Below are 12,927 nucleotides of genomic sequence, written 5' to 3'. Positions count from 1 at the left end.
ACCGCGGGGACGCGCCGCGCGCGATCAGATCATGCCGGCGCCGCCGGTCCGCGCGATCCGCTCGCGCTGCTCGGCGTAGCGTTCGGCCGCGGCGCGCCGCACTGCACCCTCGAGCCGGCTGACGAGATTCGCGAGGGTTGTCATGGTGCCGAGATCCCGGTCCGGGCCGGGCAGGGGCCCGGCGTGCTGCACTGCAATATGCGCGCAGCTCCGGGGACATGTCAGGGTCTGCATCTCGGAGCTACCATGCAGCGAGATCATAATGTGCGCGGAGGGATGTGGACCGGCCCGACTTTCCGCTCGGAATGTTGGCTACCGGTCGAGTGCCCCGAGATCGACGCGGCTCCCTGAATCTGCGTCCCGCATATGGAGGCCGATTCCGCCGCTGCCGTCCTCGAGAGCGGAGAGAAGCGATCCAGGGCGGCGCGTCCACTGAGATCGTGGCGCTGACTGGATTGCTTCGCTCCGCTCGCAAAGACGGGGCGCCGCATCAACCGGATGGGATCGCGACAGCCCTATCGGGCCTGCGGCCTCGTCTGCCCGTCGAAGGGCAGGTCGCCCCGCGCCTCAAGTCCCTCGCGGATCGCGCGCTTCGTCACCTTGCCGTAGCCGGATTTCGGCAGGGCCTCCCAGAAGAACACGCGCCGAGGCAACTTGTAGCGGGCGACAGTCGCGGACAGCCACGCGATCAGCTCTCCCTCCTGCACCGCGGCCCCGGGACGCGCGACGCAGACCGCGACGCCGACCTCGCCCCAGCCGGGATCCGGGACGCCGAGAATCGCGGCCTCGGTGATCGCCGGATGCGTGAGGAGCTTCTCCTCGATCTCGCGCGGGTACACGTTGGAGCCGCCGGAGATGTACATGTCCGAGGCGCGGCCGGTGATGAACAGGAAGCCCTCGGAATCGAGATGGCCGAGATCGCCGGTCCGGAACCAGCCGTCGCGGAACGCCGCCGCGTTGGCCTCCGGATTGTCGTAGTAGCCCGCGAACACGGCCGTCCCGCATACGCAGATCTCGCCGGTGACGCCCGGCGGGCACTCGCGGCCCTGCATGTCCTGGATCTGGACCTGCATGCCGGTGCGCTCGAATCCGCAGGTGCCGACCTTGACGTCCGGCCCGTCCTCGGCCGCGTGCAGGCGGGGCGGCAGCACCGTGATGTTGCCCGTCACCTCGCCGAGGCCGAAGTATTGCACCAGCACCGGCCCGAGCACCCGCAGCGCGTGCTGCTGGTCCGCCCGGTACATCGGCGCGCCCGCGTAGATGACGTGGCGCAGGCTGGAATGGTCGTGCGTCGACACCGCGGGGTGCTCGGTCAGCAGCTTCACGATGGTCGGCACGGTGAAGAGGTTCGTGACGCGCCACGCCTCGATGAGAGCCCAGACCTCCTCGGGATCGAGCCGCTCGCCCGCGGTCAGCACCGTCTTGGTGCCGGCCGCGACCTGCGCGAGCTGGTGGATGCCGGCGCCGTGCGAGAGCGGCGCCACGACCAGGGACGCGTCGGCCTCCGTCGTGCCCGGCATCAGGTCGCAGAGGTGATTGGTGATGACGAAGGCCATCTGGCCGTGGGTCAGGACCGCCGCCTTGGGGCGGCCCGTCGTGCCGGAGGTGAAGAAGAACCAGCACGGATCGTCGTGCTCGACATCGGCGACGGGCGCGGCCGCGCCCAGATAGTCTGCGACGAGCGCGTCGTAGCCGGCCCCGAAGGCCGCGTCGCCGATCGCCACGACGCGGTCTAGGTCCGGGCAGGCCTCGCGCACCGCGGCGGCGTGCTCCGGGAAACCCGCGCCGCAGATCAGCGTCGAGGCGCCGCTGGCACGGGCGAGGTAGGCGATCTCCGCGGGCGTCTGCCGGAAATTGGCCGGCACCCAGACGGCCCCGAGCCGGAAGCAGACGAACATCGACTCGAACAGCTGGTTGCTGTTGCGCGCCTGGACCAGGACGCGATCACCCTTGGTCACGCCACGGGCGGCGAGCGCCGCCGCCATCGCGTCGACCCGGGCGTCGAGCTCGGCCCAGGTCCAGCGCCGCTCGCCCCAGGCGAGCCCCACCGCGTCCGGAAACCGGCGCGCGGCGCGGCGCAGGAAATGGGCGAGATTCATCACCCGCCGGGAGCACGGCGCGACCCCGCCGCGCGGCGCCCCCGCGGCGCTCATCAGGTGAGCTTCCCGCAGGCCTTCTCGAGCAGCGACCAGCCCTCGTCGCCGTACCGGCCCTTCCACTCGGCGTAGAAACCGGCCTTGCGCAGCTTGTCGCGGAAGGGCTCTGGGTCGGGCTTGTTGAAGACCATCCCGTTCTTCGACAGGTCCGCCTGCAGATTGGCGTTGAGCTGGGCGACGTCCGCCCGCTCCTTCATGCCGGCGGCGTTGATGTGGCGGGCCACCGTCTCGCGCAGGTCCGCCGGCAGTCGCTCCCAGGCGCGGCGGTTCGCCAGGAACCAGTACCCGTCCCACATGTGGTTGGTGAGCGAGCAGTACTTCTGCACCTCGTAGAACTTCGTCGTGGAGATCACCGCCAGCGGGTTCTCCTGGCCCTCGACGATCTTGGTCTGCAGGGCCGAGTAGGTCTCGTTCAGGTTGATCGACGCGGGAGCCGCGTCGAAGGCCTTGAACATCGAGGTCCAGAGCGGCGAGACCGGGACGCGGATCCGGAAGCCCTTGAAGTCGTCGGGCGTGGCGATCGGCTTGGTCGACGAGGTGGTCTGGCGGTAGCCGTTGTCCCAGATCTTCTCCATGGCGACGAGGCCGGCCTTGGCGATCTGCTGGCGGACCCAGGCGCCGAGCTCGCCGTCCATGGCCGGCCAGACGGCGTCGTAGCTCGGGAAGGCGTAGCCGATACCGTTGATCGACGCGTTCGGCACCAGCGTCGAGAGGATCAGCGGCGACATCGTGAAGAACTCGACGCTGCCCGAGCGCAGCTGGCTGAGCGTGTCGGTGTCGGAGCCGAGCTGGCTCGTCGGGAAGATCTTGAGATCGAACCGGCCGCCGGTCTCCGTACGCAGCGCCTCCGCCATCTCGCGGGCGCGGATGTTCATCGGATGCGTGTCGGGCAGGTTGTTGGCGTACTTGTACGTGAATTCTGCCTTCTGCGCCCGCGCCACGTGCGGGGCCGCCACGGTACCGGCGATGAGGGCCGTCGAGCCGGTCGCCAGGAATCGGCGGCGGGACAGGGGCGTGCGGTACGGGGACATGGCGGCCTTTCCGGTGCGGGCGCGGGGCCCGACGTTTCCTCGGGTCCGCGTTGGTGCGGACTCCTGATTGCGGCCTCGATAGCCGCTGACCGGTGCCAGTCAACGGACTTTCGCGGCCGCGTCCCCGGGAATGATTGCATCCGGCCGCCGCTGATACGGGGCGACCGGAGGCGGCCCCGGCCGCGCGAGACCGTGGCGACGCGACGATGGCGCGGATGGCGCGCTCGGCCTCAGTCCCGGCCGGGCAGATGCACCGTCCAGGGTTCCTCGAAGGTGTGTTCCTCGAGGTTCACGCCCGGGCCGCCGCGGTCGACCACGACGAAGTCCTGCGGCTGGCCGTAGGGCGTCAGCACCCCGTGCCACGTGTTGCGCGCGTAGCAGATGCCCTGCCCCGGCGCCGTCACGAAGGCCTGGGGCGGGCCGGGACGACCTTCCGCGTCCGGGCAGACCACCACCAAGAACGGCGCCGCGCTCAGCGGCAGGAACGCTTGCGCGCCCAGCGGGTGCCGCTCGACCAGGCCGAGCCGCAGCGGCACCGGGTAGGGCTGCGCCTCGACCAGCCCGATCACCACCCGCGACCCCTCGCCCACGACCTCGACCGCCGCCAGATCGTGGAAGCGCCGCGCCATCCCGCCGTTCATCGGCCGCGGCGCCACCGCGGCGACGTCGATCACCGTGCCGAACGGCGCGAACGCCTCGGCCGTCAGCGGCCGGGCGACCACCGTGCGGGCGCCAGCGCTCACCGGCCGAGCCCGCGCGGCGCCAGCGCCGGGTGGCGGTTGACGTCCTTGTACAGCAGGTACCGGAACGGGCCCGGCCCGCCCGCGTAGCAGGCCTGGGGGCAGAAGGCGCGCAGCCACATGAAGTCGCCCGCCTCGACCTCGACCCAGTCGCGGTTGAGCCGGTAGACCGCCTTGCCCTCCAGCACGAACAGTCCGTGCTCCATGACGTGGGTCTCCTCGAACGGGATCGAGGCGCCCGGGCGCATGCTGACGATGTTGACGTGCATGTCGTGGCGCAGGTCGTCGGAGGCGACGAAGCGGGTCGTCGCCCAGGCGCCGTCGGTGCCGACCATGCCGGCCGGCTCGACCGCCGATTCGTGGGTGACGAAGGACGTCGGCGCGTCGAGGCCGGCGGCGGGCTGGTAGGCCTTGCGGATCCAGTGGAAGCGCGCGGGCGCGTCGCCGTCGTTGCGCAGCGCCCAGGCCGCCCCGGGAGCGAGGTAGGCGTAGCTGCCCGGCCGCAGGGCGTGCCGCGCGCCCTCCAGGGTGAGGTTGGCCGTGCCGGCGACCACGAACAGGACGCCCTGGGCCTGCGGCTCCGGCTCGGGGGCCTGGCTGCCGCCGCCGGGGGCGACCTCCATGAGGTACTGGGCGAAGGTCTCGGCGAAGCCCGAGAGCGGCCGGGCCACGATCCAGGCCTGGGTCCTGTCCCAGCCCGGCAGGAGGCTGGTGACGATGTCGCTCATGACGCCGTGGGGGATCACCGCGTAGGCCTCGGTGAACACCGCGCGGCCGGTCATCAGCCGCGTCTGGCCGGGTAGGCCACCGCACGGGGGGTTGTAGGCTCCAGCGCTCATGGTCGGTCTCCAGAATTCGACTTCAAGCTGTAAACGTCTGTCGGGGAGCTGGTCACGCGGTACGCGGCTCGGCGACGGGTGCCTCGAGGATCTCCGCCGTGTCGGTCGTGTCCTCGCCGTTCAGGACGCGGTTGGCCCGCACTCGGTCGATGTCGCCCTCCCAGGCGGCGATGACGACGGTCGCGACACAGTTGCCGATCAGGTTCCCGAGGGCGCGGGCGATGCCGACGAACCAGTCGACCGATAGGACGAGGACCAGCCCGATCACCGGGATCTCCGGCACCGCCGACAGCGTGGCGGCGAGGACCACGATCGCCGAGCCGGGCACGCCGTGGGCGCCCTTGGAGGTCAGGAGCGCGATGCCGAGGATCAGCATCAGGTGGCCGAAGGACAGGTCCGTGTTGGTCGCCTGGGCGATGAACACGGTGGCGAGGGTCAGGTAGAGCGAGAAGGCGTCGAGGTTGAAGGAGTAGCCAGTCGGGATCACGAGGCCGACGGTGGATTCCTTGATGCCGAGCCGCTCCAGCTTGCGCATGACCTGCGGCAGCACGCAGTCCGACGAGGCGGTGCCGGCGACGACGGTCAACTCCTCGCGCAGGTAGGCGAGCAGCTTGAAGAGGCTGAATCCCGCGAGCCGCATGATGCTGCCGAGCACCACGACCACGAAGAGCGCGACGCCGGCGTAGAAGAGCATCACCAGCATGCTGAGCTGCTTCAGGGACCCGACGCCGTACTTCCCGACCGTGAAGGCGACCGCGCCCAGCACGCCGAGCGGCGCCAGCCGCACGATGAAGCCGATGATCCGGAACAGGACCTCGGTGATGCGCTCCAGGCTGTCGGCCAGGGGCTTGCCGCGCTCGCCGAGGAGCGAGAGCCCGGCGCCGAACAGGATCGCGAGGAGCAGAACCTGGAGTATGTCGCCCTTGGCGAAGGCGTCGATGAAGGTCGTCGGCACGATCTTCATCAGGAAGTCGACGGTGCCCGTCACCTGCCCGACCCGGTCGGTGTAGCTGGTGAGCGACTTGGCATCGAGGGTCGCAACATCGACGTTCATGCCGTGACCGGGCGCGAACACGTAGGCGAGGACGAGTCCCAGCGCGAGCGCGATGGTCGTCACCACCTCGAAGTAGATCAGGGACTTGAGCCCGACGCGACCGACCTTCCGGAGGTCGCCCGCGCCGACGATGCCGTGCACGACGACGCCGAAGACCAGCGGCGCGACCACCATCTTGATGAGCTTGATGAAGACGTCGCCCAGCGGCTTGAGGGTGACGGCGAAGTCGGGCCAGAGCCGGCCGACGAGGATGCCGATCATCAGGGCGGCCACAACCTGCCCGAACAGCGACCCGTACAAGCGCTTCATCGCGATCTCCCTCGGAAGGCTCGCCCCGACCCGACCGCGATCGTCCCGCCTCTCATGGGCGGGTCCGGTCGAGCCCGACCGCGCGGCGCGGCGGCATTGTGCAAAGCGATGCCTGCTCGGCCTTCCCGGCGGCAAAATCGTGCCGAACGATCTAGACGTCAAGTATCTATTTCATTTAGTTTGAGATGCTCAGAGTTTTAATCCGCCCATGGAACTGCGCCATCTCCGCTACTTCGTCGCCGTGGCGAAGCACCTGAGCTTCACCGCCGCCGCGGAGAGCCTCGGTGTCGCGCAGCCGCCGCTCAGCCAGCAGATCCGCGATCTGGAGGCGGAGATCGGGACGGCTCTCTTCGAGCGGACGACCCGGCGCGTGGCGCTGACGCGGGCCGGTCACGACTTTCACATTCAGGCGATCGGGCTCCTGGAGCGGGCCGCAGAGGCCGTCGAGCGCGCCCGGGCGATCGGCGCGGGCACCGCCGGCATCATCAATGTCGGCCTGACGGGCTCGATGCTCGCCGGGCCGCTCGGGCACGCGATCCGGGATTTCGCGCAGGTCTATCCCGCGGTGGATCTCCGGATCCACGAGATGTCGCCGGATCGCCAGATCGCGATGCTGAAGGCGGGGCAGACCGACGTCAGCTTCCTGCGAGCCCCGCCGCAGGATGCCGATCTGGTCCGGGTCCGCGCGTGGAGCGAGACCGTGCAGGTCGTCCTTCCCAGGGGGCACCGTCTCGCGCGGGGCAGCCTCCGGCTCGCCGACCTGCGGGACGAGCGATTCGTGTTCCTCCGGATGTCCGATTCGCTGTTCGCCAAGTATCTCTGGGATTGCTGCGTCGAGTCCGGGTTCGTCCCCACCATCACCCATCAGGCCGTCGAGGCGGCCTCATTGACGAGCCTCGTCGCATCCGGCCTGGGCATCGCAATCATCCCGGAATACGTCGCCCGGCTGGCGCATGCCGACGTGGTCTACAGGCCGCTCGAGGGACCCCGCATCCGCGCCGACGTCTTCGCGCTGTGGTCGCCCGCGAAAGCCGCCCTGGTCTGCAACTTCGTCGATCTGGTCCGCGACGGTCGGAAGACGCTCGCCGACTAGGCGGATCACCCGGGCCTCGGCGCCATGGCGGGTGCCTGTAGGACACGCGCCCCCTCGGATCGCCGGCCGTGGCGGAGCAGCCCGATGCTTTTCCCTCACTGAATTTCTTGTATCCGCCTTCTTTTGGGTTCGCCATATTCCCGAAACGAATCTGATACGCTATTGCAGCTTAAGGTCCGGAGCGATTGAAGCCACAATGCCTTCCCAGTTCATCCGCTCCGCGGCCTGGGCACCCACGATTGCTTTGTCGTGGTTCTGGGGGCTCGGGTTTTTCTACGCGATCCATGTCACGCTGACATACGGCTGGGTCGGGTTCCTTGCCTTCGCCCTGCCGAACGCGACCGGTCTCGGCCTGTTCGGCTGGATGCTCGGCGCGCCCCGTCGGAATCTCGACGCGATCGTGGCCGCCGTGCAGGGCCCCTACGCGCTCCTGTTCATGGGGGCCCAGTTCTTCGCCGTCGCGATCACGATCTTCGGCTTCGCGGCCTACGCGTGGCTTCCCCTGTTCGGCCACGACGCCGCCGTGGGCGTGATCGCATTGGTCCTCGTCGCCTGCTCGCTCGGCCATGCCGTCCCGCTGCGCGGGATCCGCATCGTCCATTGCGGGGCGCTGGCGGTCGGGCTCGCCGCGAGCGTGATCCTGCTCGGCGGTCTGTCCGCGCAGCGGGACGGCTGGGACGTCCCGCTGCAGGCCTTCGACGAGCGCTTCTACGGGCTCGTCGTCCCCTCGCTGGTCGGCTTCCTGCTCGGCCCCTGGATGGACATCCAGCAGTGGCAGCGGGCGGTCGAGATCCGGCGCTCGGGCGGGTCGGTGCGCGCGGCCTACGTGACCGGCGCGCTCCTCTTCCTCGGTCTCCTGACGATCAACGCGCTCATCGCCGCGCGGGCGGGGCTCGGCATGCCGGTCGTCTCGTCCGACGGCCTGTCGGGAGCCTACGCGGCCGTGGCGCAGGCGATCGGGCGCGAACCCGCGACCGGCGTCGCGGTGGCCTTCGTGATCTGGACGGCGATCGCCGCCGCGACCACGATCGACAGCTTCTACAGCGCCACGCGCTGGCTCGGGATCTCGGTCACGGCCCGCAGCAATTCCCCGCTCCTCGCCTTCGTGCCGGCCGGCCTCGTGGCGTCGCCGGTCTGGATCCTCGGTGCCGCGCTCGCCACAGCGGCGGCGGCGATCTGGGCGAACCTCTCGCTCCTCTACCTGATGATGCCCTTCGCCACGCTCCTCGTCGGGGCGGCGGCGTGTCTCGTGTGCGAGACGCTCGGCGCGACCCGCCGCTACGACCCGGTTCTCACCTCCATGATCGGGGCGACGGCGTGCCTGATCTTCGTGACAGGCTATCTGGCCCCGAGCTGGGCGCTGCTGGCCATCGCGCCGCTGATCGGCCTGATCGGCGCACTCCCGATGATCGCCGAGGTCCTCGGCTGGCGCGCGCCGCCGCCGGTCGCGGAGCTGATCCCGGCGGCGGAGCGGGCGCCGCGGGCGGCGCCGGTGCCCGTGGCGGTGGACCAGACCGACGCCGTCGCGTCGCACGGGTTCGACGGGCACTGGTTCGTCCTGCGCCTCATCCCGACCTACGACGACACCAACTCAGTCGGGAACGTCTACTTCGCCAATTACGTGCGCTGGGTGGGCAAGGCCCGCGAGCTTTTCTTCAACATCTGCATGCCGGATTTCGACCTGAAATCGACGGACTTCTACATTCTGACAAAGTCCTTCCAGCACGACTTCCGCCGGGAGGCGATGGAGTTCGAGCCGGTCACCGTCCGCATCTCGATCGCGAGCCACAACCGGAAGTTCGTGACCCTGGCGCACGAGATCCACAGCGAGGTCAACGGCCTCCTCGGCCGGGGCGAGCAGTCGCTGATGTTCGTGGACACAGTCCACTATCGCCCGCTCGATATTCCGCGGGCGATCATCGAGGGCTTCCTGCCCTACTGGCCGAAGACGTCCCCGCACGCCGTCGCGGGCGGGAGCGGCACGACCGGCGTCGCGCCGCTCGGCGTCTGACCGCGCCTCACGCCGCCCGAACCGCCGCCGGGAGGAGTTGACGGCTGCGCGCCAGCGCGGCGGCCTGCTCGGCCGGCAGCGGCTTGCTGAACAGGTAGCCCTGGAACTCGTGGCACCCCTGCTCCAGCAAGCAGGCGCGCTGGGCATCCGTCTCGACGCCCTCCGCGGTGATCGTCATGTCGAGGCTCGTCGCCATGTCGATGATCGCGTTCACGATCGCCGCAGCGCTCCGCTCCTGCGGCAGGTCGCGGACGAAGCTCTGGTCGATCTTGATCTTGTCGAAGGCGATCCGGCGCAGGTAGCTCAAGCTCGAGTAGCCGGTTCCGAAATCGTCGAGGGACAGCCGCACGCCCATCTCGCGGAGCTTGGCGAGCGTGGCGTTGATCGCCGGCGTGGCCTCCAGGAACACCGATTCGGTCACCTCCAGCTCCAGGCGCGGGGCGGCGAGCCCGCTCGTGCGCAGCGCGGAGCGGACGAGTTGCGTCAGGTCCGAGTGCCGGAACTGCCGCGGGGACAGGTTGACGGCGATGCGGACATCTCCCGGCCAGCCCGCCGCGATCCGACAGGCCTCCCGGAGGATCCACTCGCCCAGCGGTATGATCACCCCGGTCTCCTCGGCGAGCGGGATGAAATCCCCGGGCGAGACGAAGCCGCGCACCGGATGCTTCCACCGAATCAGCGCCTCGAAGCCGCGCACGCGGCACTCCTTGGCCGCCACGATCGGCTGGAAGTAGAGGACGAACTCGTCCCGATCGAGGGCGCCCCGCAGGTCGGCCGTCAGGGCGCGCCGCGCCTCGATCCGCTCGTCCATCTCCGCTTCGTAGAAGCGGTAGCCGTTCCGGCCCTCGCTCTTCATGCGGTAGAGGGCGAGGTCGGCCCGCCGCATGATCTCCTGGCACCCGTCCTGCGGGGCGATCGCGATCCCGATGCTGACGCTGACGGACAGCCGGATGCCGTCGATGGTGAACGGCGACGCGAGCGCCTCGACGATGCCGTTCGCGAGCGACTCGATGCCGTGCAGGTCCCGGGCGCTCCGTCCGGTCGCGAGAACCGCGAACTCGTCGCCCGCCAGACGGGCGAGCTGGACGTCGGACGCCTCGAAGCTCCGCAGCCGCTCGGCGACCGATTTCAGGAGCCTGTCGCCGGCCGCGTGGCCGAAGGTGTCGTTGACGCTCTTGAACTCGTCGAGGTCGAGGGCGAGCACGGCGAACCGGTCCCCCTGCGCGAGCCGTTCCCGCGCCGTTTCCTGGAGCTGATGGAACAGGACCCGGTTGGGCAGATCGGTCAGGGAATCGTGCAGGGCGAGATACGACAGCCGCTCCTCGGAGCGCCGCTTCTCGGTCACGTCGGAGCCGACGCCGCGATAGCCCGAGAATGCGCCGGCCCGGTTGAAGGTCGGCTTGCCGCTGAGGCACCACGTCCGCCGCTCGCCGGCGATGTCGAGCTGCAGGTGCAGGTTCCGGAACGCGCGCCGCTCGGCGATGCAGCCCCACAGGGTGGTGCTCGAGTGGCTCCTGGGCGGCGCCACCGGCGGCAGCAGCAGCCGCTCCAGGGGCAGGCCCATCAGCTGGCGCTCGGAGGAGCCGGCGACCTCGATCAGACGCGGCGAGACGTGCTGGAGGCGCAGGTCGGCATCCGTCTCCCACAGCCAGTCGCTAGCGCTCTCCTCGAACTCGTTGAGCAGGAGGTGGGTGAATTCCTGCTGCCGTTCCAGCTCGATCTGCGCGATGACCCGCATCGTCAACAGCCGGCTGAGATGCACGATCGTGAAGCAGATGAAGATCGCGTAGAAGAACAGCAGGACCGCGACGTAGATGTAGAAGGGCTCCCCGGTCGTCGCGAGGGCGATGAACGAGCCGAGTATGATCAGGCCGGAATAGCCGATGGCGACGCGGGGCAGCACCGCCGCGCTCATGCCGGTCGCGATCAGGCCCGCGATGCTGGAGGCGATCAGGAGCCGCCCGTGCGCGTCGGCCCCGGCGAAGAGCATGACCGGGATGGAGGCCAGCAGGAGGCCGTAGGCCTGGGCGGCCAGCACCACGCCCTGGACGAATGAGGACGGCACTTCGAGCGGTTTCGGACGGGAGCGCCAGCGCCAGCACTGCTGGAGCGAGACCACCGCCAGGGGCAGAACGAGCGCCTCGAGCCCGGCGAGGTAAACCCGGTTGCCCGGTTGCCAGAACAGATAAACGATGACCTGTACGACGCTGAGGCTCACAAGAATCGTGAAGGGAACCAGGCGGAGCGCGACGTCGAGCTGCTCGACGCGGGCCCGCGCGCGAAGGTTCGCGTCGAGTGGATCCGCTTTGCGATCGGTATCGATCAGGAAAGAAATCAACATCTCGCGCGACGCAAACGCCCTCTGAGAAACCTTTACGATCGAAAACTGCGGGTCTCGCTATTTAGATGCATACACAATCGCTCGCTTGCACAAGTACAAGTCGCTCGTCGGTTTACAACTCGTAAATATCGCACCGGTACCCGGCGCTGCGGCTCGCATCCGCCGGGCGGCGGCGCTAAGAGGCGAGCGCGCCCCGGTCGCGGCTCAGCCAGAGCCGTCCGTGGGGCCGCGTAGGATGAAGCAGACGATGCCGCAAACGCTGGGCCTCAACCGCATCCTGGGCGGTGCGATCGGTGTCATCGCCCTGGTGTCGGTCCTGACCAGCGGCGCGGTCCTGATCACGGCCGATCAGCTGCGGGACGCGACCGATGCCCGGAGCCGGTCCAACCAGCTGATCCGCGCCCTCGACGGCTTCCGCGCGGCCATGCTCAATCAGGAGACCGGACTGCGCGGCTACCTGATCACGGGCCGCGACGGCAGCCTGGAGCCCTACCGCACGGGGCGCCAGACACTGGACGAGGCGATCGACAGGCTCAGGACCCTGATCGGCCACGATCCCGAGCGGACGCGCCTCTTGGCCGACGCGGTGGCCGCGGCCCGCAGCTGGCAGACCGAGGTCGGCGAGGTCGTCGTGCGAATCGCGGCCGATCCGGCGAAGCGTGACGAGGCGGTCAAGATCGAGGCGGACGGTCAGGGCAAGCGGCTGTTCGACACCTTCCGCGAGAAGCTCGCGGCCATCGAGGGTCTCGAAGGAGCGGTTCGGGCCGCGCTGGCCGATCGCGTCGCGCGGAGCGAGCGCAACGAGGGCCTCGCCCTCTGGGGCGGAACGCTGATCACGCTGCTGATCTGCCTGGGCATCGGGATCGCCATCAACCGCCTCGTCGTCAGGCCTCTCGTGGCGGTGATGGGCTTCGTGGGACGGGTCGGCGAGGGCGACCTGTCGAGCACGCTCGATGTCCGCGCCGGCGGCGAAGTGGGCCGTCTGAGCACGACGCTGAACACGATGGTCTCGGGTCTGTCGGACCTGGCGCGGACGAACCGGGCGGCGACGGCGGACCTGAACGCGGCCGCGGCCGAGATCCGCGCCTCGGCGCAGGAGCAGGCCGCCTCGGTCGAGCAGCAGTTCGCCGCCGTGCAGGAGACCGCCGCCACGGTCGACGAGATCACCCATTCGGGGGCGCAGATCTCCAAGCGCGCCACCGAGGTGATCGCCACCGCCCAGGCGACCGCGCAGACCTCGCGCCAGGGCCTGCGCGCGGTGTCCGACACCGCCAAGGCCATGGACGCGATCCGCGAGCAGGCGGAGGCGGTGGCCGGCAACATCGTCAGCCTGTCGGAGAAGACCCAGACGAT

At 69.6% G+C, this 12,927-nt stretch carries 9 protein-coding genes; 3 read left to right on the top strand and 6 right to left on the bottom strand.

Annotated elements, in window-relative coordinates; genetic code table 11:
- Window positions 1-515: 515 nt before the first annotated feature.
- From BM314_RS22970 to BM314_RS22950, 5 genes are all read right to left on the bottom strand, one after another.
- Window positions 516-2,153, bottom strand: coding sequence for an acyl-CoA synthetase (locus BM314_RS22970; protein ID WP_091980435.1), 1,638 nt, complete (start codon window positions 2,151-2,153; stop codon window positions 516-518).
- Window positions 2,153-3,187, bottom strand: a complete 1,035-nt coding sequence (locus BM314_RS22965; protein ID WP_020093576.1) for a TRAP transporter substrate-binding protein — start codon at window positions 3,185-3,187, stop codon at window positions 2,153-2,155. The genes BM314_RS22970 and BM314_RS22965 overlap by 1 nt, the downstream gene beginning before the upstream one ends.
- Before the next feature lie 230 nt (window positions 3,188-3,417).
- Window positions 3,418-3,930: an ureidoglycolate lyase gene (locus BM314_RS22960; protein WP_091980432.1), complete on the bottom strand. Its 513-nt coding sequence runs from the start codon at window positions 3,928-3,930 to the stop codon at window positions 3,418-3,420.
- The gene (locus BM314_RS22955) at window positions 3,927-4,766 is read right to left on the bottom strand and encodes a bifunctional allantoicase/(S)-ureidoglycine aminohydrolase (protein ID WP_091980430.1); all 840 of its coding nucleotides are present in this window, start codon (window positions 4,764-4,766) and stop codon (window positions 3,927-3,929) included. Before BM314_RS22955 ends, BM314_RS22960 begins: the two co-directional genes overlap by 4 nt.
- A 52-nt stretch (window positions 4,767-4,818) precedes the next feature.
- Window positions 4,819-6,129, bottom strand: coding sequence for a dicarboxylate/amino acid:cation symporter (locus tag BM314_RS22950; RefSeq protein ID WP_020093573.1), 1,311 nt, complete (start codon window positions 6,127-6,129; stop codon window positions 4,819-4,821).
- 208 nt (window positions 6,130-6,337) lie between these two features.
- Here BM314_RS22950 and BM314_RS22945 point away from each other — a divergent pair, with 208 nt between their 5' ends.
- Together BM314_RS22945 and BM314_RS22940 are read left to right on the top strand one after the other, a co-directional pair.
- The gene (locus tag BM314_RS22945; protein ID WP_091980427.1) at window positions 6,338-7,222 is read left to right on the top strand and encodes a LysR family transcriptional regulator; all 885 of its coding nucleotides are present in this window, start codon (window positions 6,338-6,340) and stop codon (window positions 7,220-7,222) included.
- A 196-nt stretch (window positions 7,223-7,418) separates the two neighbouring features.
- Window positions 7,419-9,233 carry an acyl-CoA thioesterase gene (locus tag BM314_RS22940; RefSeq protein WP_091980425.1) on the top strand — a complete coding sequence of 605 codons (1,815 nt, stop codon included), beginning with the start codon at window positions 7,419-7,421 and terminating at the stop codon, window positions 9,231-9,233.
- A 7-nt stretch (window positions 9,234-9,240) separates the two neighbouring features.
- Here BM314_RS22940 and BM314_RS22935 read toward each other — a convergent pair whose 3' ends face one another.
- Complete coding sequence (locus tag BM314_RS22935) at window positions 9,241-11,574, bottom strand: putative bifunctional diguanylate cyclase/phosphodiesterase (protein WP_091980422.1); 2,334 nt, start codon at window positions 11,572-11,574, stop codon at window positions 9,241-9,243.
- A 247-nt stretch (window positions 11,575-11,821) separates the two neighbouring features.
- Between BM314_RS22935 and BM314_RS22930 the strand changes: the two genes are divergently transcribed.
- Window positions 11,822-12,927: methyl-accepting chemotaxis protein (locus tag BM314_RS22930; protein WP_091980574.1), on the top strand; the 1,106-nt coding region annotated here is incomplete at its 3' end.

Origin of the sequence: Methylobacterium sp. 13MFTsu3.1M2, assembly GCF_900112625.1 — a bacterium.
Classification (GTDB): domain Bacteria; phylum Pseudomonadota; class Alphaproteobacteria; order Rhizobiales; family Beijerinckiaceae; genus Methylobacterium.
The sequence above is the reverse complement of the archived record's forward strand: the minus strand, read 5'-3'. Positions and strand labels throughout refer to the sequence as shown.

Excerpts from the sequence above, each read along its gene's own strand:
- BM314_RS22965 (WP_020093576.1), bottom strand. The coding sequence starts at position 3,187 with ATGTCCCCGTACCGCACGCCCCTGTCCCGCCGCCGATTCCTGGCGACC.
- BM314_RS22935 (WP_091980422.1), bottom strand. The coding sequence starts at position 11,574 with ATGTTGATTTCTTTCCTGATCGATACCGATCGCAAAGCGGATCCACTC.
- BM314_RS22955 (WP_091980430.1), bottom strand. The coding sequence starts at position 4,766 with ATGAGCGCTGGAGCCTACAACCCCCCGTGCGGTGGCCTACCCGGCCAG.
- BM314_RS22950 (WP_020093573.1), bottom strand. The coding sequence starts at position 6,129 with ATGAAGCGCTTGTACGGGTCGCTGTTCGGGCAGGTTGTGGCCGCCCTG.
- BM314_RS22970 (WP_091980435.1), bottom strand. The coding sequence starts at position 2,153 with ATGAGCGCCGCGGGGGCGCCGCGCGGCGGGGTCGCGCCGTGCTCCCGG.
- BM314_RS22945 (WP_091980427.1), top strand. The coding sequence starts at position 6,338 with ATGGAACTGCGCCATCTCCGCTACTTCGTCGCCGTGGCGAAGCACCTG.
- BM314_RS22940 (WP_091980425.1), top strand. The coding sequence starts at position 7,419 with ATGCCTTCCCAGTTCATCCGCTCCGCGGCCTGGGCACCCACGATTGCT.